Consider the following 18,710-nt stretch of genomic DNA (forward strand, 5'->3'; position numbering starts at 1 on the left):
CCCGCAGCGGCAACGGGTCACCGGCGATGGTCGCCGGTTGGTTCGCATGGTGGTACCTCCGGCCCACCGAAACGGATACCGATCGAAGGGGCCGATACACGGAATTGCGGGCCACGACGGCTAAGCAACCGGTGCCCCTCGGAATTGGGGGCGACCAGTGGACGAGTTGCCTGGGCCTGTCGCGGGTAGCAGGCGTGGACCGAGCTGTCCGGTCACACCGTGAGGACGTCGACGTCGTACAGCGCTATCGATGCGTCGCGGGATGCGAGGGTCAGCCCTTCGGTTATCGCCTGTGCCACCAGCATGCGGTCGAAGGGATCGCGGTGATGCGATGGCAGGCGGCCGGCGGTAACGGCGTGGGCGTGGGTCACCGGGAGCTCCCGGAAGCCCATGTCCCTCACCCGCTCTGCAAGGTCAGGCGGTCCGGCGAGTTTCCCGGTGCTCTGTTTGATGGTGATCTCCCACAGGGTGACCGGGGAGAGAAAAATGTCCGGCTCGTGGCGTAGTTGGTCGAGCAACTCGGCGCTGAGGGTCGAGTCGCCGGTGATGGCCCAGAGCGCGACGTGAGTGTCCAGCAGCAGGTTCATGCGCCGATGCCGAAGTCGTCGGCGATCTCCGCGTTGGTCTGTGGTGAGTCCCAGTCGCCGGAGAGGTCCAGTTGGCCGGCGAGGGAGCCGATTGCGGTGCGGTCAGCCCGCCGGACCAGCGGTACGACCTTCGCCACCGGGGTGCCGGCCCGGTCGATGATGATCTCCTCGCCGTGTTCCACCCGTTCGATGATGCGCGACAGATGGGTCTTGGCGTCGTGCATGTTGTAATGCACCGCCTCAGCCGCCATGGCGCAACCTCCCCCTTAGCTAAGTAGTTAGTTTAGCGCGCCCGGCCCCATGCATCAGCAACCTCGGGTGCCCAGGACCGCCGGTCGCCGGACGCCGTCCGGGTCCCGTGCCGGGGAGAGGTGAGCGTGGCGTCCCACTCGCTTCCGGTGCTGTGGACGGGTCACCCGCATGGGTTTCCAGGCGGCCCGCCACGAGTGGCGGGTGTCGCCCGCGCGCTCACTGCGGCACCGAGCTGCGGTGGACCGGGCAGCCCCCACCGCCCGAAGTGTGAGTTCAGGCGCGGCTGAGCCGCCACCGGGTGGGATGCCCGGTGAGCCGCACCGGCTCCCGCAGCCGGGGTGTCGCTGTTGACTCGGAACGGGTGACATGGTGTGCTCCCTGCGTTAGCGCTAACGACAACCATAATCATTATGAGCATGAGGAGCACCCATGTCTCTCACCGTGCCATCCGCCCTGCTGGAAGCCGCCGAGGCGGGCCCCGTCGACGACCGGGACTTCGTCGCCTGCGTCCGGGAATCGCTGCCGTACGCCTGGCAGACCGTGAGCCGGGTCGTCGCCGACCTGGAGTCGTCCGGTGCCGACCGGGCGGACAACGTCGTACCTCCGCCCGGTGACGCCGAGCGGGGGCAGTTGCTGCGCGCGATGGCCAGCGACGCCATCCGGGCCAGCCTGGAACGCCACTTCGGGGTGAAGCTGGCCTTCCAGAACTGCCACCGGGTCGCCGCGTTCCGTCCGGCGGCGGTCGATTCGGAGTCCTACCGCCGGTTCGTCTCCACCCGGGGCCAGCTCCTGAACCAGTCACCCGAGCTGCGCAACTGCTGACCCGCCGCCCGGGTGCGCCGGACCGGGAACAACCGTCCCGGTCCGGCGCACCCGGTGGCCCTGGTCGTCAGCGGGCGCAATCCGCGCAGGTGCCGAAGATCTCGAAGGTGTGCCCGACCTCGGTGAAACCGTGCTGGGCGGCGACCTGGTCGGCCCACCGCTCGACCGCCGGCCCGGCCACCTCGACGGTGCTGCCGCACCGCCGGCAGACCAGGTGGTGGTGGTGCCGGCTCTGACTGCACCGGCGGAACAACTGCTCGCCGCCGGGCAGCCGGGTGGAGTCGATCTCCTGGGCATCGACGAGCAGTTGCAGGGTGCGGTAGACCGTGGTCAACCCGACCCGGGCCTTGCGGGCCACCAGCATCTGGTGCAGCTGCTGCGCGGTGTGGAAACCGTCGACCTCGCGCAGCAGCGCCAGCACCTCGCCGCGCTGACGGGTGTTCCGGGTCACGTTCGGCATCGCCTGGGTCACCGTACCGCCGTCTCCGCTCGTCGCCCCGGCCCCGCCCGGCGGCCGTCGCTGCATCCCGCCCCCACCGGTCCACGCGGAGGCCGTACCCATTATGCGCTGCGGGTACGGGCACCCCACCGCCCGTGGTGGGCCCGGGACGACGACCGCCGGGGGCGGGTCAGGCCACCGCCGCGACCGGGGCCAGGGACGCGTGCCGCGACCGAGCGACCACCGCCAGCTCGGTGGCCGGCACCAGCTCGTACCCGGGCACTCCGGCGCGCAGCACGGTGAGCAGCTTCTGCCCGGTCACCGTGCAGGTCCTGCCCCGCGCCGCGAGCAGCGCCGGCACGTCCGCGAACGAGCCGGTCACCACCACCGCGCCGGCCACCCGGAGCGTGGTCAGGCCCTCGGCGGCGAGCACCGCCTCGACGGCGTCCGGGTCGTCTCCGGTGAGCACCACGGAACGGGCGTCGGCCACCACCGCGTACGCCGGGTCACCGGTCGGGCCGATCACCGAACCGACCCGGAAGTCACCGGTGTTCAGCCGGCAGGTGACCGTCACGCCGTGCCGGGCGGCCAGCTCCACGGCCCCGGAGTGCAGCACCTTCGCGCCGGCCCGCGCCATGGTCACCACGTCGGCGTACGCCAGGGTCGGCAGCAGTCGCGCCGCCGGGACCTGCCGGGGGTCGGCGTCGTACACACCCTCCACGTCGGAGTGGATGTCGCAGCCCGGCAGCCGCAGCGCGGCGGCGACCGCGACTGCGGACAGGTCGGAGCTGTTCTTACCCAGCCAGGTGGGGCGCTGGTGGGCGTCGGCCGCCTGACCGCCGGGCAGCACCAGCGCGTCGGCGGCGGCCAGGTGCCCGTGCAGGTAGACCGGGTCGACACCGGTGAGGGCTGCGGCCTGCCCACCCGCCGGGCTGCTGGCCAGGCCGGTGTGGTGCGGCGGCAGCAGTTCGACGCGCAGACCGGCGCGTTCCAACGCGATCCGCAGCAGGGCCGCACCGACCGTGTCGGCCAACGGCAGCAGGCCGAGCAGGGCCGGGCTGCTGACCTCGGGGTGCAGTTCGGTGGCGAGGCGACGCAGTTCCTCGGTGGCCCCGGGCATCCCACTGGTGACGACCACCAGCTTCTCGCCGTCGCGCACCCGCCCGGCGAGGTGGGCGGCGACGGTGTGGAAGTGCTCCGGCCCGGCGAAGCTGGAACCGCCGAACTTGACCACCCGTACCCGGCTCACCGGATCCCCCTCGCCACCAGCGCCTCCGCGATCTGCACCGCGTTCAGCGCGGCGCCGATCCGCAGGTTGTCCGCCACCAACCAGAACGCCACCCGGTTCGGGTGCTCCGGGTCGACCCGGATCCGCCCGACGTGCACCAGGTCGGCGTCGTCGAGGGTGCGTGGGGTCGGCGGCCGGTCGGCCCACACCCGGACCTCGGGCTCACCGGCCAGCAGCGCGGCCAGATCCCCGGCGTCGACCGGCGCGTCGCAGTCCACCACCACGGTCTCGCTGTGCCCGTTGAGCACCGGCACCCGGACGCAGGTGGCCGTCACGTCCAGCGTCGGGTCGCGGAGGATCTTGCGGCTCTCCTGCCGCATCTTCTGCTCCTCCAGCGTGAACCCGTCGGCGAGCAGCGTGTCGATCAGCGGGATCACGTTGTACGCCAGCGGCACCCCGAACGCCTCGACCGGGCCGGTCCGGGTCGGGTCGTCGGTCGCGGCGGCGGCCTGGGCACGCAGTTCCGCCATTCCCCGGTTACCCCGGCCGGAGGCCGCCTGGTAGGTGCTGACGGTGACCCGGCGCAGGCCGTACCGCTGACGCAGCGGAGCCAGCAGGCGCACCAGCGGAATGGTGGAGCAGTTCGGGTTGGCGATGATGCCGCTGTCCGGCCGCCGGTCCAGCACGTCCGGGTTGACCTGCGGCACCACCAGCGGCACGTCCGCCGCCATCCGGAACGCGTTGGTGTTGTCGATGACCAGGGCGCCCTGGGCGGCGGCTCGACGGGCGTGCCGTTCGCTGACCCCGGTGCCGGCGGAGAAGAACGCCAGCGCCACGTCGGAGAAGTCGTACCGGTCGAGGTCGTGGACGGTCGCGGTGCCGCCCGGCACGTCGATACGGTGCCCGGCGGAGCGCGCCGACGCCACCGGCACGCACTGGCCGACCGGGAAACCCCGTTGGACGAGCAGGTCGATCAGGGTACGACCCACCGCGCCGGTGGCCCCGACGACGGCGACCGGCAACGCGGCGCCGGTGGCGGCCCGCAGGTCGGTCTCGGGAAGAGCGGGGGTGTCGGTGGAGGATGTCACGTCAGCCCTGCTTTCGAAGGACGGAGTGGGGTGACCCGGCCTCGTCGACGGTCACCAGAGGAGTGGGTGCCCCGGTCGCCACCGGCACCTCGGCCGGTACGGGCACCTCGGGCCCGGTCGACGCGTCGCCGGGCCCGGCGTTCGGCCCGCGGGCGGCCAGCGGTTGCCAGCGCAGCGTCACCCCGAGGCTGGACAGCACGATCAGCACGATGCCGACGATCTCGGCGAGGGTGGGCCGGTGGGCGTAGACGACGACGTCGCAGACGATCGCCACCGCCGGATTCACGAACGCCACCACCGCGATGGTGGAGCTGGGCAGGTGCGGAACGGCGGAGTAGAGCAGGTGGTAGAGCACGCCGGTGTGGAACACCCCGAGCACCGCCAGCCAGATCCAACTGCTCGCACCCGGTGCCGGCAGCGCGGCGAAGCGGACGAACGGCAGCAGCAGCGGGATGCCGATCAGCACCTGGATCAGTGCGGTGATCTGCGGCCGTACCCCCTTGAGCTGCTTTGCGGCGATGGTGGCCAAGGCGTAGAGGACGGCGGCGGCCAGCGCGTTGAGGATGCCCAGGAGCTGCCGGGAGTCCAGTCCTCCGCCGCGCAGCGCCGTCCACAGTTCGGTGGTCAGTACCAGCCCGACGAAGGCCAGCACCACCCAGCCGACGTTGGCCCGGGTGAGCCGTTCCTTGAACAGCAGCGCACCGAGGAACAGCACGTAGAACGGCTGGGTGTGGTAGACGACGGTGGTGATGGTGATCGACGTCTGCTCGAACGAGGAGAACAGGAACACCCAGTTGAACACCAGGCAGACCCCGCCACCGGCGGCGAGCAGCAGGTTGCGCCGGGTCAGCCCGGTGTCGCGGAAGTAGCCGCCGACCAGGCAGGCCACGGCGAGGGCGACCGCGCCCAGCACGCACCGGGCGAAGACCACGTTGAACGCCGGCTGCCCGGATTCGAGGACGAACACCCCGATCGTGCCCCAGCCCGCCATCGCGACGATGATCTGGACCATCGGTGTCCTGCTGCTGCGGTGGTTCTCCATCGTGTCCCTTCCGGTTGCGGTCGCCGCCCCCTCGGCTGCGGCCGTGCTCAGGCGAACGGCGGGGCGTACATCAGGCCGCCGCGCGTCCACAGGTCGTTGAGGCCGCGGGGCACGTCGAGACCGCTGGCCGCGCCGAAGCTGCGGTCGTACACCTCGCCGTAGTTGCCGACCTGACCGACGGCGTCGCCGATCCAGGTCCGCGGCAGGCCGAGCGTGTCGCCGAGGCTGGCCTGCGCCTCCAGCAGCGCCGACGCCGCGCCCTGGCCGACGGTGGCCGAGGTCAGGCCCTCCTCCTCGGCGGCGATCAGCGCGAAGATGATCCAGCGGACCGTCTTGAGCCAGTGCGAGTCACCGTCGGCGACCGCCGGGCCCATCGGCTCGCGGGAGATCAGCTCGGGCAGGACGACGTGGGCGTCGGGGTCCGGCAGCCGGGTCTTCTCGGCCGCCAGCACCACCCCGTCGCAGACGTACGCGTCGACCGCGCCGTCGCGGTACCCGACGAGGGCGTCCGCCGCGTCCGGGTACGGCACCACCTCGACCTCGGCGTTCAACGGCGCGTAGTAGCGGGCGAGGCTGGCGGCGCTGCTGGTGCCGCCGAGCACCCCGATCCGGCGTCCGGCGAGCTGCGCGGCGGCGGTGACACCGGACGCCCGGGGCACCAGGAACGCCCCGCCGTCATAGCAGGTGGTGGCGACGAAGGTGGCCCCGAAGCCGGCCTCCCGGCTCACCGTCCAGGTGGCGTTGCAGGTGAGCAGGTCGATGTCGTCGCCGGCCAGGGCGGGCATCCGCTGGTCCGGGGTCAGCGGCACGAACTCGACCGCGTTGGCGTCACCGAGCACGGCGGCGGCCACCGCACGGGCCGTGTCCACGTCCAGGCCCTGCCACCGGCCGTCGGTGTCGGGGGCGGACAGGCCACGGATGCCGGTGCTCACCCCGGCGCGCACCGCGCCGTGGCGGCGGACCCGGTCGAGGCGGGCGGTCGTGCTGGTCAGGACCGAGGTCATCGGGTCTCCCTGTCAACGGGCCGGGCTCAGGGCCGGCGTGGTCGGCTCGGTGGTCGGGGTGTCGAAGCGGCGCTGGTTGAAGGCGAGCATGTCGATCAGTTCGGCCGAGCCGAGGTCGGCGGCGTGGCCGGTGGCGGGTCGCAGCGGCATCCGGCCGGTCCGGGTCCAGCGCAGCGTCCCGTCGGGTTCGACCCGGCTGCGGGCCTGGTTCGCGTTCTCCGGGTGCAGGCAGAACGGCACGTCGAGCAGGCCGGTGCCGAACGCCGCGGCGAGGGCGGCACCGGGCTCCGGGTGCAGGTCGAGGACGGCCTCGACGAGCAGCCGGGCCTCCGCGTACGCCGGGGAGGCGGCCGGGTCGAAGGACTGCCGGGTCGGTACGGCGCAGCGGGCCGCCTGGGCGGCGGCGAACTCCAGGGCGGCGACGTTCTCCGCGACGGTGGGGATGCGGAACGCCTCGGCCGAGGTCTTGACGATCAGCCGGGCGGCCCCACCGGTCACGGCGAGCCGGACGCTCTCCGCCAGGATCTCGGCGGCACCGGCCGGTGTGCGGGGGAACAGCCCCATGAACGTGTAGACCACCAGGTGTACGTCGCAGTCCGGCAGGAACTCGGCGGCCAGGTGCCGCAGGGCCAGCAGCGCGTCCAGGTCCTGCCCGGGGTTGGTCTGCTGGGCGAAGCTGAGCGACAGGCTGCGCACCCCGTGCCGGCGGAAGAACAGACCCTCCAGGATGCCCAGCGCGACGAGCAGGGACGGCGGGCAGAGCTGGCCGAGCATGCAGCCGGCGAAGCTCTCCAGGTGGGCGCCCCGCCCGTCGCCCACGGTGGCGAGCAGTTCGCAGCAGGCCGCCCACTCGTCGACCGCCGCCCGCAACGGCACCCGGCTGTAGGGCAGGCAGTACGAGACGGGCCCGCCCTCGGTGGCGTCGAGGCCGGCGTCGAGCAGGGCGTGGAAGATGCCCAGCGGCAGCGCCGACCCGTGTCGTACCTGGACCGGGAAGTCGTCGGCGGTGATGTCCTCCAGCATCGCCCGGGTCATCACCGCCCCGTGCGCGACCAGCGGATAGCCGTTGAGGTCGTGGCCGTGCACCAGGGCACGGGCGGCGCTGGCGTGGTCGCCGACCCGGGTGAAGCTGTCCAGGGTGAGGGTGCCGGCGGTGGTGGCCCGGGCGGCGCGGACGGCGAGCAGGCCGCCGCGCATCTGTTCGGTGGTGGCGAAGCCCATCCGGGGCTGCACCACCAACCGACCGGCGGCCTGGTTGTCGGCCACGTACGACGCGAACCGTCCCCGGGTCACACCGGACTCGCGGCCAGGTGCGGACGGGCGTGCAGGGTGTGCAGGTGGGCGCGGAAGTCGTCGACGGCCCGGTCACCGACGAAGACGCCGGTGTACCCGGCGTCGAGCAGGGCGGGCACGTGCCGTTCGTCGGCGGACCCGGCCACGCCGAGGTTGCCGCCGATCACGACGGGGGTGGTGTGGTCGTGCCGGCGCAGCCGGCGGATCAGGTGCCCGCCCTCGACCGCGCCGTGGCCGTTGACGGTGCTGACCACGACCAGGTCGGGCGTGTGCCGCAGGTGGGCGGCGACGAGTTCGTCGGTCGGCGTGCAGGCGCCGAGGTTGACCACCCGGAAGCCGTGCTCCTCCAGCAGCAGGTGGAGGTAGACCAGGTTCCAGGTGTGCGAGTCGGAAGGAATGGTGGACAGGACAGCGACCGGTGCGTTGGCCGTTGAGAGGCGCATGCCGAACTCCAGGACACTTCGCTAGCGGAAAATCGTCACGGAAAATGGGCACGGCTGATCCGCCGCGGCCTCCGGTCGGAAGCACGGCGAAAGGTGCCGTTCCATGGTCAGAAAGATGATCTGGCTAGCTCAGGCCCGCCATTGCATTGAACACCGCAACTCCCCGTAAGTGGGTGTCTCACACATCTGTCGGTCGCCGAGTCTAGGACGCGACCAGAACCCTGACAAGCAATGTCCCGGTTCACTTCCGGCGGGTCGCCATCTATGGACACGGACGGTAGCCAAATCGCCACCGCCGATGCGCGCGCGGCCCACCCGCGCCACCTGCGGGCCGCTTCCCACCAGCGCCGCCCGGCGGGCCGGCCGCGACCCGCAGTAACGCATGGTGACCGAAGCAATCCATCCCTCCGTTCCGCATCCTGAGATCGGGTCGGCCGCGCCCCCCGCCGCACCCGACGACCACCCGCCACGGAGTGACCCACATCATTCCCGTCACCGGTCGCTTCCCCGCCGCTCACCCGGGGGCCCGGAGCGCCGATCCGACACGTGTTCGGCCCGGCCGGATACGCCCGAGCGAGCCGGCGAACCGGCCGCCGCGGATCACCATTCCCGAATTGCGGGACACTTGAACAGGTCAACTGATGACTGCGGGTCACGGATGACACCCCGCCGATGGCCAGGGAATAGATAAGGCGCGATGGGCTGCGACGCACGGTGACGAGCCGACCCGGGGCGAAGAGACGCATTGCACGGCCTCCGCAACCGACCTATGGTCTACCCGCACGCCTGATCGACAGTGATCATTGCGGCACTCATAGTCACCGGCGCCGTCGCGTCACGGGGGTTCCCCGCACCGCGCGCAGCCGACGAACATCCGGTCGTCGTCGACCGTCCCCGTGCCGTCGCCGCCATTGCGCGGTGACCCGGCACGCCCTCAGGAGGAGGTTTCCGTGTTGGGTGCGAAAGGCCGTCGCGAATTGTTCGCGGTGCACGGTGAAATCGAGGTGAACGCCACCGGTCAGCACATCTACGAGGTGGTCAGCGACCTGGCGGGAAGCGGCCGGTGGAGCCCGGAGTGCCGGGGCGGGAAATGGATCTACGGCACTCCCGGAGCGGTCGGTGCGGTGTTCCGGGGCGACAACGTGCGCAGCGACGACGTGGTGCCCTGGGCACCGGTGGTCCGGGGCAGGTGGCAGACCACCGCCGAGGTGGTACGCGCCGAACCCGGCCGGGTGTTCGCCTGGGCGATGCGCAACAGCGCCGGCGAACGGCAGGACAGCGTCTGGTCGTTCGAGATCGACGCCGCCCCCGGCGGCAGCCTGCTCACCCACCGGTTCCGGATGGGCGAGGCGACCGAGGGCATCCGGGGCATCACCGCCGGCCTCGACACCGAGGCGACCGAGCGGTTCTTCACCCAGTGGACCGAGAAGCTGCGCGGCGACATCGGGCTGACCCTCGCGCGGCTGAAGACCTACCTCGAACAGCCCTCCGGAGGACGGTAGCCATGCTGCTGCAACGCATCGCCAACCAGGGAATCCGACTCGGCACGGTGTTCGACCGGGCACTCGCCCGGCACCCCGCCAACCTGCTCATCCTCGACCACGACCTGGACGTCGCCCCGGAACTCGGCCGCCGGATCGCCATGGCCGAGCTCGCGGACCTCGTCGACGACCTCGCCTCCCGGCTCTGGGCGGCGCGCATCCGCCCCGGCGACCGGGTGGTCGTCTACAAGTCGGACGGGTTCGACATCCCGCTGCTCGCCGTCGCCGTCGCCCGCATCGGCGCGGTACCGGTGCTGCTCTCCCCCAAGCTGGACGGCGCGACGGTCGCCGAACTGCTGCGCCGGGCCGCCCCGGCGTACCTGCTCACCGACGGGACGAAGTTGACCGGCACCCTGCCCGAGGGCGTCGGGGAGCTGGCCGACGGGGTGCTGCTCGCCGCCGGCACCCACCCGGCGGGCACCGCGCTGGCGGAGCTTGCCGGCGTACCCCGGGTCGCGCCGGTGACCATGCCCGCCGACCACCCGTCGCTGGTCACCCACACCTCCGGCACCACCGGCATCCCCAAGATGGCGGTGCACACCGGCCGGTCGCTCCAGGCCCGGTACCGGCCGCAGGCCACCATCGCCGCGCTGGTCCGCCGCCGCGAACCGCTGCTGCTGCACGTGTCGTTCGTGCACTCCCGGGCGATCAGCGCGATGACGCTGGCGCTGTCGCGCGGCGTACCGCTGATCGTGCTCGCCGACGACGACCCGGCGCGCGCCGCCGAAATGCTCACCCGGTTCCGGCCCGGTGTGATCGAGGCGCACCCCAACTCGTTCCTGCGCTGGGAGGAACTGGCCGACGACCCCCGCCGGCCGCTGGCCAGCGTCCGCTACTTCAGCAGCACGTTCGACGCGATCCACCCGCGCACCATCCGCCGGATGCTCGCCGCCTCCGAGCACCGCAACCCGAAGTTCGCCCAGCTCTACGGCCAGAGCGAGACCGGCCCGGTGGTCGGTCGGACGTACAGCAGGCGGTGGGAGCCGGAGCACGACGGGCGCTGCGTCGGCGTGCCGTTCCCCGGCATGACCGACATCCGGGTGGTGTCGGTCGACGGCCGACCCCCGACCCGGGAGTCGCCGGGTCGGATCGAGGCCCGTAGCGACGGACGGGCGGTCACCTTCCTCGGCGAGCCGGAACGCTACGCGGCCCAGGTCGACGGCGGCTGGTGGAAGATGGGCGACGTCGGCTACCGCACCCGGTGGGGCTGCCTGCACCTGCTCGACCGCGAGGTCGACGTGGTGCCCGGTTTCGGCAGCACGCTGGTCGCCGAGGACCACCTGCTGGCCCGGATGACCGACCTCACCGAGGTGATCATCGTGGGCACCGGGGGCCGGCCGGTGCCGGTGGTCTGCACCCGCGACGACAAGCCCCTCGACCTCGACGCCTGGCACGCGGCGGCCCGAGGGCTGCCGCCGATGGCCGACCCGGTGCACCGCCGGCTGGCCGACCTGCCGCACACCGCCACCACCAAGATCAAGCGGCTGGAGCTGGCCCGGGCACTCGTCGCCGAAGGGGTCGGTCGGTGAGCACCGTCGGCGCGGCCCTGGTCACCGGCGCGGCCGGCGGGATCGGCGCCGAGGTGGCGCGGGCGCTGGCCCGGCGCGGCACCCCGGTCGCCGCCGTCGACAGCGACGCCGACCGGCTGCGGGCAACCGTGGACGAGGCCCGTTCCGCCGGGCTGCCGCTGACCGCGTACCCGGCCGACGTCCGCTCGGGTGCTGCGGTACGCGACCTGGTGGACACCGTCGAACGGACGCTCGGACCGATCGACGCCCTGGTCAACGCCGCCGGGGTGCTGCGCCCGGGCGAGGCCCGCACGCTGACCGAGGAGGACTGGCAGCTCACCTTCGCGGTCAACGCGACAGGGGTGTTCCACACCTGCCGGGCGGTGGCCGACCGGATGGTGCCCCGCCGGCGCGGCACCATCGTCACCGTCGCCTCCAACGCCGCCGGCACCGCCCGCGCCGGCATGTCCGCGTACGGCGCGTCCAAGGCGGCGGCCACCGCGTTCACCAAGGCGCTCGGGCTGGAACTCGCCAGGTACGGCATCCGGTGCAACGTGGTGGCCCCCGGCTCCACCGACACCCCGATGCTGGCCGCGCTGCTGCCCGACGACGCCGCCCGGCGCTCCACCATCGGCGGGGTGCCGGAGGCGTACCGGGTGGGCATTCCGCTCGGCCGGATCGCCGACCCGGCTGACATCGCCGCCGCCGTGCTGTTCCTCATCTCCGACGACGCCCGGCACATCACCATGCAGCACCTGACCGTCGACGGCGGCGCCACGCTCGGCGTCTGAGCCCGACCGAGGAGGCAACCGTGGGCATCCCGGACACCATCCGGTACGACCTGCCCGACCTGCCCGGCAACACCGTCGGCTGGGTGCCCGACCCGGCCCGCGCGGTGCTGCTCGTCCACGACATGCAGGGCTACTTCCTGCGCCCGTTCCCGCCCGACGCGCAGCCGGGCCGGGCCCTGCGGCACAACGCGGCCCGGCTGCGCGCCCGCTGTGCCGAGCTGGGGGTTCCGGTGGCGTACACCGCGCAGCCGGGCTCGATGACCCCCCTCCAGCGGGGCCTGCTCGCCGACTTCTGGGGGCCGGGGATGACCGCCGAGCCGCAGCAGCGCCGGGTCGACCCGGCGCTGGCCCCCGCCGTCGGGGACTGGGTGTTCACCAAGTGGCGCTACAGCGCCTTCCACCGCACCGACCTGCTGGACCGTATCCGCGCCGCCGGCCGCGACCAGCTCGTCGTCTGCGGCGTGTACGCGCACGTCGGCGTGCTGGCCACCGCCTGCGACGCGTTCTCGCACGACATCGAGACGTTCGTGGCCGCCGACGCGGTGGCCGACTTCACCGCCGAGGACCACCGGATGGCCCTGACCTACGCGGCGAACCGGTGCGCCGTGGTCGCCGACACCGACACCCTGCTCGCCGCGCTGTCCGTCACCACCGCCGCCCACGCCTGACCACGGGCCGGACCGCACCCACCGTCGCATCCCCGACCGGCCGGAACCCCGCACCGGCCGGTCGGCCACCCAACCACCACGAGAGGAGGCGGCCGATGTCCACCCAGCACCGACCACCGTCGTCCGACCCGGTCCCGCTGCCACCCGCCGACCGCGCCGGGTGCCACGGACCGTTCGCCCTGCTGCACCGGCCGTACGCGCACGAGTACGGCTGGGTCGACGTGCTCGCCGGGCCGGTCGCCCCGGTCGACCGGCTGGCCGAACTGCCCCTGCCCGATCCCGCCGGTTCCCCGGCCGGCGAGGACCTGCTGGTGCTGATCCCCTACCGGCAGCTCGCCGAGCGGGGGTTCGCCGCCCCCGACGACGGCACCCCGCTGCTGGCGATGCGGGTCGAGCAGCAGGAGGTGCTGCCGCTGGCCGAGGTGCTGCGGCGCATCCCCGACGGCGAGATCCCGGTCGGCCCCGGCGACTACGACCTGTCCGACGCCGCGTACGCAGGGCTGGTGCGCGCGGTGCTCGACGCCGAGATCGGCAGCGGCCAGGGGGCCAACTTCGTCCTCAAGCGCACCTGGATCGCCGACCTGGGCGGGGACCCGCTGACCGCCGCGCTGCGGTTGTTCCGCCGGCTGCTCGCGGCGGAGAACGGCGCGTACTGGACGTTCCTGGTGCACACCGGCGACCGGACGCTGGTCGGGGCGAGCCCGGAACGGCACGTCAGCCTGACCGGCGGGCGGGCGGTGATGAACCCGATCAGCGGCACCTACCGGTACCCGGAGTCGGGGCCGACCCTGCCCGGCGTGCTCGACTTCCTCGCCACCTCCAAGGAGACGGCCGAGCTGTTCATGGTCGTCGACGAGGAACTGAAGATGATGGCCCGGCTCTGCCCGGACGGCGCCCGGGTCCGGGGGCCGTACCTGCGGGAGATGGCCCGGCTCGCGCACACCGAGTACCTGGTCGAGGGGGAAACCGGCGCGGACGTGCGGGACGTGCTGCGGGAGACGATGTTCGCCCCGACGGTGGTCGGCAGCCCGTTGCAGAACGCGACCCGGGTGATCGGCCGGTACGAGCCGACGGGCCGCGCCTACTACAGCGGCGCGCTGGCCCTGATCGGCCATGACGGGGACGGCCGCCGGACGTTGGACTCGACGATCGTGATCCGTACCGCCGACATCGACTCCGGTGGGCGGCTGCGCCTGTCGGTCGGTGCCACGCTGGTGCGCGACTCGGACCCGGTGGCGGAGGCGGCGGAGACCCGGGCGAAGGCCGCCGGACTGCTGACCGCCCTGCACGCCCAACCAGTCGGCCGGCTGGCCGGGCATCCGGGGGTGCGGCGGGCGCTGCGGCGACGCAACGAGCGGGTCGGCCGGTTCTGGTTGGCCTCCGACCAGCCCGGCACGGGGGGCCCACACCGGGCCGGCGACGCCGATCCGCCGCTCGACGGCCGGCGGGTGCTGGTGGTCGACGCCGAGGACACCTTCGCCGTCATGCTCGGCCACCAACTGCGCTCGCTGGGGCTGGACGTGACGGTACGCCGGCACGACGAGCCGTTCACCGTCGACGGGTACGACCTGGTGGTGCTGGGGCCCGGTCCGGGTGACCCGCGCGACGACGCCGACCCGAGGGTGCGGCTGCTGCGGGAGACGATCGGCTCGTTGCTGGCCGGTCGCCGTCCGTTCCTCGCCGTGTGCCTGAGCCACCAGGTGCTGTGCGACCTGCTGGGTATCCCGCTGCACCGGCTGCCGGTGCCCAACCAGGGGGTGCAGAAGGAGATCCGGCTGTTCGGCGTGCCGCACCGGGTCGCCTTCTACAACACCTTCACCGGCCGCTGCCCCACCTCGCTGCTGCCGTTGGGCCGGTACGCCGAGACGGTGCAGGTGAGCCGGGATCCGGCGACCGGTGACGTGTACGCGTTGCGGGCGGCCGGGTTCGCCTCGGTGCAGTTCCATCCGGAGTCGATCCTGACCGAGGACGGGGTGGGCATCCTGCGGGAACTGCTGCGGGTCCTGCCGAAGCCGGGCGCGGCGCGGATGCTCTCGGCCGTCGGCGTCGACTTCCGAAGCTAACCAGGACGTGTATTATCCAGGTTGTGCGGATGAGCGAGCAGGTCGAGTGGGGGCTGCACTGCTGCCTCACGCTCGCCTGGATCGGCGGCGAACACCCGATGCCCGCCGTCCGGCTCGCCGAGTGGTTCGAGCTGCCCCCGGCGTACCTCACCAAGTGCCTCCAGGCCCTGACCAGGGCCGGCATCCTCCAGTCGGTGCCCGGCGCGCGCGGCGGGTTCCGGCTCGCCCGCCGACCGGCGGACGTGACCGTGATGGACGTGACGGTGGCGATCGAGGGGGCCGACAACCCGTTCCGGTGCACCGAGATCCGCCAGCGCGGCGCGGGGGTCGACCCCTCCGCGCCGGAGTTCCGCACCCCGTGCGCCATCAGCACCGTCATGCACCGCGCCGACCTGGCCTGGCGACGCGAGCTGGCCGGCCACACCCTGGCCGACCTGCTCGCCTCGGCACCGGCGGAAGCGGCCGAACGCACCCGTCGCCGCTACGCGCTGCTGCGCGGCTGACGCCCCGCCCGCGACCGCCGGGGAATCGTCGGCCCGCGCACCCGCCGGCCACCGGTCCACCCGCGACCGCAGCACCGGTCGCCGGGCCGGACGGGCCCCGCCGCCGGCCAACTGGTCGTCCACACCCGACTCCCGTGCCCGGCGCGCTCCGCCGCGCCGCCGCATGCCGTCCCGCATCCGGAGACCCCATGTCCCACCTGCACACCCGCACCGGCCCGGGGCCGGCCACCACCGCCGGGCCCGGTCGGGGCCTGCGCTTCACCCTGATCCTCGCGGCCGGCACCTTCGCCGTCGGCACCGACGCGTTCGTGGTCGCCGGGCTGCTCCCCGACATGGCCGCCGCGCTACGCGTCTCCACCGCCGCCGCCGGGCAGTCGGTGACGGTCTTCGCCATCTCGTACGCGGTCCTCGCCCCGGTGCTGTCCACGCTGACCGCCCGGCTGCCGCGCCGTACCCTGCTCGTCACCGCGTTGCTGGTGCTCGCCGCCGGCAACCTGGTCTCGGCCGCCGCCGACACGCTGCCGGTGCTGATCGTCGGCCGGATCGTCGCCGCGGCCGGTGCCGCCGGGTACACCCCGAACGCGGGTGCGGCAGGCGCCTCCCTGGTCCCCCCGGCGCTGCGCGGGCGGGCGCTGGCCGTGGTGATCGGCGGGCTCACCGTCGCCACCGCGCTGGGCGTCCCGCTGGGCGGGCTCACCGGCCGGTGGCTCGGCTGGCGGGCCGCGCTCGTCGCGGTGGCCCTGCTCGCGCTGGCCGTCGCGGCGGCCGTCCGGCTGGCGATGCCCGCGCTGCCCGGCGCGGCGGCGGTGCCGCTGCGCGCCCGGTTGACCGCACTGCGCCAACCGGGCGTGCTCGCCGTGCTGCCACTCACCGTGATCGGCATGGCCGCCGCCTACACGGTGTACGCCTTCGCGGTGCCCACCCTCGGCGCACTCGGCGTCGACGCCTACCAGGTCAACCTGATGCTGCTGGTCTACGGGGCGGGTGCGGTCGTCGGCAACGTCGCCTCCGGCTACGCCACCGACCGGTGGGGCGCGGTGCCGGTGCTGGTGGCCGGCTACGCCGCGATGGCCGTCGCACTGGGCGTGCTCGGCGCGCTCAGCACCGTCGGGTCCGCGCCGGTCCTCCCGGTCGCACTGCTCGTCGGCGCGTGGGGTGCGGCGAGCTGGTGTCAGACCCCGGCGCAGCAGCACCGCCTGATCGCCGCCGCGCCGCAGCAGGCCCCGCTGGTGGTGTCACTGAACTCGTCGGCCATCTACCTCGGCATCGGCCTGGGCACCACCGTCGGCGGGGCGACCCTCACCTCCGGCGTGCCCACCATGTACGCCCTCGGTGCGGCCGGAGCGGTGCTGGCCCTGCTCGTGCTCCACCTCGGACAGCGGATCGCCAGGCGTACCCCGGCGGTGACGTCGTGACCGGCGCCACCGGGCCCGGCCGGGGTCCCGCCAGCCGACCGACGCCGGGCGTGGGCAGGTCGGTCGTGCCGGTGTCCCGGGTGGACCGGCCCGGCGCGACGGACACCACGACCGCCGCGTACGTGGACCGCACCGGGCCCGCCGGGACGATCCGGGTCGGCCCGCTGCCCGCACCCGAACCGACGCCGACCGAGGTGCTGGTCAGGGTCGAGGCGAGCCCGGTGAACCGGGTGGACGCCTTCGTCCGCTCCGGCGCGTTCCGCACCCCGCTGACCTTCCCGTTCGTCATCGGGCGGGACCTGGCCGGCACGGTGCTGCGGGTCGGCGCGGCCGTCACCGGTTTCGCCCCGGGTGACCGGGTGTGGTGCAACAGCATGGGTCACGCCGGCCGGCCCGGTGCCGCCGCCGGGCGGGTGGCGGTGCCCGCCGACCGGCTCTACCCGGTGCCCGCCGGGGTGGACCCGTTGACCGCGGTGGCGGTGGCGCACCCGGCGGCCACCGCCTACCTCGGTCTGGTCACCCACGCCCGGGTCCGGCCGGGTGAGACGGTGCTGGTGATCGGCGCGGGCGGCAACGTGGGCAGCGCCGCGGTCACCCTGGCCCGTGCCGCCGGGGCCCGGGTGGTGGCCACCGCGCACCCCCGCGACGCCAACCACTGCGCCGGCCTCGGCGCGGAACCGGTGGTCGACTACCGGGACACCGACTGGGCCGCGCAGGTCCGCCGGGCCTGCCCGTCCGGGGTGGACGTGGTGCTCGACGCGGCCGGGGTCAACGACCTGACCAGCACCGTCGGCCTGCTCGCACCCCGGGGCCGGGTGCTGGTGCTGGCCGGCCTGGGCACCACCCCGACGCTGCCCGCCGGTGAGCTGTACCTGCGCGACGGCGCGGTGCTGGGCTTCGTGATCTCACACGCCACCGTCGCCGAACTGGCCGACGCGGCACGGGCGATCAACGCGTTGCTGGCCGACGGCCGGCTGCGGGCCCGCACCGTCGAGACGCTCCCGCTGACCGCCGCCGCCGAGGCGCACCGCCGCGCCGAGGACGGCCTGCACGGGGTACGCACCCTCCTGCTGCCCACCCCACCCTGACCACCACCGGAGGGCCGGGCGGGGCGGCAGCCCGGCCCGGCCGGGCGTCGTGCGGAGCGGCCGGTGGTCAGCGGCGCAGGCCCATCCCGGCGTAGCCGTGGGAGATCCGCTCCCGGGGTTCCCCGTCGGGTCGCCACTCGGCCACCCGGACCAGCCCCGGATCGACCAGATCGTAGCCGTCGAAGAAGCGCAGCACGTCGGCGTGCGGACGGGGCACCAGCGGGGCGCTGCTGCGTTGGTAGACCGCCCGCCCCTGCCGGGTGGGCAGCGGCGGGGCACCGTCGGCGGTGAGGTGGGAGACGACCAGCGGGCTACCGGGGACGGTCGCGTCCCGCAGCCGGGCGACCGAGGCCCACGGCTGCTCGGCGTCGGTGACGAAGTGCAGCACCGCCACCAGCAGCACGGCCACCGGGCGGTCGAAGTCGATCGCCGCCCGCACGCCGGGATGGGCCAGCAGTTCGTCCGGCCGGCGCAGGTCGCCGTGGACGACGGTGGTCCGCCCGTCGGCCGGCAGCAGCCGCCGGGCGTGCGTGACGGCGACCTCGTCGTAGTCGACGTAGACCACCGTCGAGGCGGGGGCGACCTGACGGACGATCTCGTGCACGTTGCCCTGGGTGGGCAGCCCGGCACCGATGTCGAGGAACTGGCGTACGCCAAGCTCGGCGGCGTGCCGGACGGCCCGGCGCAGGAAGTGCCGGTTTGCCTGGGCGGCGATCCCGGTGTCCGGGAAGATCCGCAGGATCTGCTCGGCGGCGGCCCGGTCGGCGGCGAAGTTGTGGCACCCGCCGAGGTAGTAGTCATACATCCGGGCCACGTTCGGCCCCTGCTCGGCGTCGGTCGGCGCGGTCACCGGCCCTCTCCCTCCACTCGCGGCGTTGCTGCGGGACGACCCACCGCCGGGCGGCGGGCACCCCGCGCCCTGATGTCTAGCACCC

The 18,710-nt window shown here is 73.7% G+C and carries 19 protein-coding genes; 9 read left to right on the forward strand and 10 right to left on the reverse strand.

The annotated features are described in order from the left end of the window. Positions 1–212: 212 nt before the first annotated feature. Positions 213–587 (reverse strand): type II toxin-antitoxin system VapC family toxin, encoded by a 375-nt coding sequence (locus ACN260_RS28125; protein WP_422753815.1) that lies wholly within the window; start codon positions 585–587, stop codon positions 213–215. Then, on the reverse strand, positions 584–838 hold the full coding sequence (locus ACN260_RS28130; RefSeq protein WP_422753816.1) for a type II toxin-antitoxin system Phd/YefM family antitoxin: 255 nt from the start codon (positions 836–838) through the stop codon (positions 584–586). Before ACN260_RS28130 ends, ACN260_RS28125 begins: the two co-directional genes overlap by 4 nt. Before the next feature lie 430 nt (positions 839–1,268). Between ACN260_RS28130 and ACN260_RS28135 the strand changes: the two genes are divergently transcribed. After that, on the forward strand, positions 1,269–1,661 hold the full coding sequence (locus ACN260_RS28135) for an SCO5389 family protein (RefSeq protein ID WP_422753817.1): 393 nt from the start codon (positions 1,269–1,271) through the stop codon (positions 1,659–1,661). Between the two features lie 67 nt (positions 1,662–1,728). On the opposite strand, the gene ACN260_RS28140 is transcribed toward ACN260_RS28135, so the two are convergent. The 7 genes from ACN260_RS28140 to ACN260_RS28170 form a co-directional block, all read right to left on the reverse strand. Further along, complete coding sequence (locus ACN260_RS28140) at positions 1,729–2,187, reverse strand: Fur family transcriptional regulator (protein WP_422753818.1); 459 nt, start codon at positions 2,185–2,187, stop codon at positions 1,729–1,731. Between the two features lie 103 nt (positions 2,188–2,290). After that, positions 2,291–3,349, reverse strand: coding sequence for an aspartate kinase (locus ACN260_RS28145; RefSeq protein WP_422753819.1), 1,059 nt, complete (start codon positions 3,347–3,349; stop codon positions 2,291–2,293). Then, entirely contained in the window at positions 3,346–4,416 is a 1,071-nt protein-coding gene (locus ACN260_RS28150; protein WP_422753820.1) for an aspartate-semialdehyde dehydrogenase, read from the reverse strand. The genes ACN260_RS28145 and ACN260_RS28150 overlap by 4 nt, the downstream gene beginning before the upstream one ends. A gap of 1 nt (position 4,417) precedes the next feature. Beyond that, positions 4,418–5,458 carry a DMT family transporter gene (locus ACN260_RS28155; protein ID WP_422753821.1) on the reverse strand — a complete coding sequence of 347 codons (1,041 nt, stop codon included), beginning with the start codon at positions 5,456–5,458 and terminating at the stop codon, positions 4,418–4,420. A gap of 47 nt (positions 5,459–5,505) precedes the next feature. Beyond that, on the reverse strand, positions 5,506–6,462 hold the full coding sequence (locus ACN260_RS28160; protein ID WP_422753822.1) for an amino acid ABC transporter substrate-binding protein: 957 nt from the start codon (positions 6,460–6,462) through the stop codon (positions 5,506–5,508). A gap of 12 nt (positions 6,463–6,474) precedes the next feature. Then, positions 6,475–7,755, reverse strand: coding sequence for a methylaspartate mutase (locus ACN260_RS28165; protein ID WP_422753823.1), 1,281 nt, complete (start codon positions 7,753–7,755; stop codon positions 6,475–6,477). Continuing rightward, a complete protein-coding gene (locus ACN260_RS28170) occupies positions 7,752–8,198 on the reverse strand; it encodes a cobalamin B12-binding domain-containing protein (protein WP_422753824.1) in 447 nt (148 codons plus the stop codon). The genes ACN260_RS28165 and ACN260_RS28170 overlap by 4 nt, the downstream gene beginning before the upstream one ends. 986 nt (positions 8,199–9,184) lie before the next feature. Here ACN260_RS28170 and ACN260_RS28175 point away from each other — a divergent pair. The 8 genes from ACN260_RS28175 to ACN260_RS28210 all read left to right on the forward strand — a co-directional run bounded on the left by ACN260_RS28175 (position 9,185) and on the right by ACN260_RS28210 (position 17,775). Beyond that, the gene (locus ACN260_RS28175) at positions 9,185–9,700 is read left to right on the forward strand and encodes an SRPBCC family protein (RefSeq protein WP_422756854.1); all 516 of its coding nucleotides are present in this window, start codon (positions 9,185–9,187) and stop codon (positions 9,698–9,700) included. A 2-nt stretch (positions 9,701–9,702) separates the two neighbouring features. Continuing rightward, positions 9,703–11,268: an AMP-binding protein gene (locus ACN260_RS28180; protein WP_422753825.1), complete on the forward strand. Its 1,566-nt coding sequence runs from the start codon at positions 9,703–9,705 to the stop codon at positions 11,266–11,268. Further along, positions 11,265–12,038: a 2,3-dihydro-2,3-dihydroxybenzoate dehydrogenase gene (locus tag ACN260_RS28185; protein ID WP_422753826.1), complete on the forward strand. Its 774-nt coding sequence runs from the start codon at positions 11,265–11,267 to the stop codon at positions 12,036–12,038. The genes ACN260_RS28180 and ACN260_RS28185 overlap by 4 nt, the downstream gene beginning before the upstream one ends. A gap of 20 nt (positions 12,039–12,058) precedes the next feature. After that, a complete protein-coding gene (locus ACN260_RS28190) occupies positions 12,059–12,706 on the forward strand; it encodes an isochorismatase family protein (protein WP_363649971.1) in 648 nt (215 codons plus the stop codon). A 95-nt stretch (positions 12,707–12,801) separates the two neighbouring features. After that, positions 12,802–14,769 (forward strand): chorismate-binding protein, encoded by a 1,968-nt coding sequence (locus tag ACN260_RS28195; RefSeq protein ID WP_422753827.1) that lies wholly within the window; start codon positions 12,802–12,804, stop codon positions 14,767–14,769. A gap of 29 nt (positions 14,770–14,798) precedes the next feature. Continuing rightward, the gene (locus tag ACN260_RS28200; protein ID WP_422753828.1) at positions 14,799–15,272 is read left to right on the forward strand and encodes an RrF2 family transcriptional regulator; all 474 of its coding nucleotides are present in this window, start codon (positions 14,799–14,801) and stop codon (positions 15,270–15,272) included. Between the two features lie 188 nt (positions 15,273–15,460). Next, entirely contained in the window at positions 15,461–16,687 is a 1,227-nt protein-coding gene (locus tag ACN260_RS28205) for an MFS transporter (protein ID WP_422753829.1), read from the forward strand. Positions 16,688–16,737: 50 nt separating this feature from the next. Beyond that, a complete protein-coding gene (locus ACN260_RS28210) occupies positions 16,738–17,775 on the forward strand; it encodes an NADPH:quinone reductase (protein ID WP_422753830.1) in 1,038 nt (345 codons plus the stop codon). A 67-nt stretch (positions 17,776–17,842) separates the two neighbouring features. Here ACN260_RS28210 and ACN260_RS28215 read toward each other — a convergent pair whose 3' ends face one another. Continuing rightward, positions 17,843–18,625 carry an SAM-dependent methyltransferase gene (locus ACN260_RS28215; RefSeq protein WP_422753831.1) on the reverse strand — a complete coding sequence of 261 codons (783 nt, stop codon included), beginning with the start codon at positions 18,623–18,625 and terminating at the stop codon, positions 17,843–17,845. Positions 18,626–18,710 lie beyond the last annotated feature (85 nt).

The organism is Micromonospora sp. WMMD708 (assembly GCF_049315245.1).
Classification (GTDB): domain Bacteria; phylum Actinomycetota; class Actinomycetes; order Mycobacteriales; family Micromonosporaceae; genus Micromonospora; species Micromonospora wenchangensis.

Coding starts and splice junctions, on each gene's coding strand:
- ACN260_RS28140 (WP_422753818.1), bottom strand. CDS start 2,187: ATGCAGCGACGGCCGCCGGGCGGGGCCGGGGCGACGAGCGGAGACGGC.
- ACN260_RS28195 (WP_422753827.1), top strand. CDS start 12,802: ATGTCCACCCAGCACCGACCACCGTCGTCCGACCCGGTCCCGCTGCCA.
- ACN260_RS28130 (WP_422753816.1), bottom strand. CDS start 838: ATGGCGGCTGAGGCGGTGCATTACAACATGCACGACGCCAAGACCCAT.
- ACN260_RS28155 (WP_422753821.1), bottom strand. CDS start 5,458: ATGGAGAACCACCGCAGCAGCAGGACACCGATGGTCCAGATCATCGTC.
- ACN260_RS28180 (WP_422753825.1), top strand. CDS start 9,703: ATGCTGCTGCAACGCATCGCCAACCAGGGAATCCGACTCGGCACGGTG.
- ACN260_RS28205 (WP_422753829.1), top strand. CDS start 15,461: ATGTCCCACCTGCACACCCGCACCGGCCCGGGGCCGGCCACCACCGCC.
- ACN260_RS28125 (WP_422753815.1), bottom strand. CDS start 587: ATGAACCTGCTGCTGGACACTCACGTCGCGCTCTGGGCCATCACCGGC.
- ACN260_RS28200 (WP_422753828.1), top strand. CDS start 14,799: ATGAGCGAGCAGGTCGAGTGGGGGCTGCACTGCTGCCTCACGCTCGCC.
- ACN260_RS28135 (WP_422753817.1), top strand. CDS start 1,269: ATGTCTCTCACCGTGCCATCCGCCCTGCTGGAAGCCGCCGAGGCGGGC.
- ACN260_RS28160 (WP_422753822.1), bottom strand. CDS start 6,462: ATGACCTCGGTCCTGACCAGCACGACCGCCCGCCTCGACCGGGTCCGC.
- ACN260_RS28170 (WP_422753824.1), bottom strand. CDS start 8,198: ATGCGCCTCTCAACGGCCAACGCACCGGTCGCTGTCCTGTCCACCATT.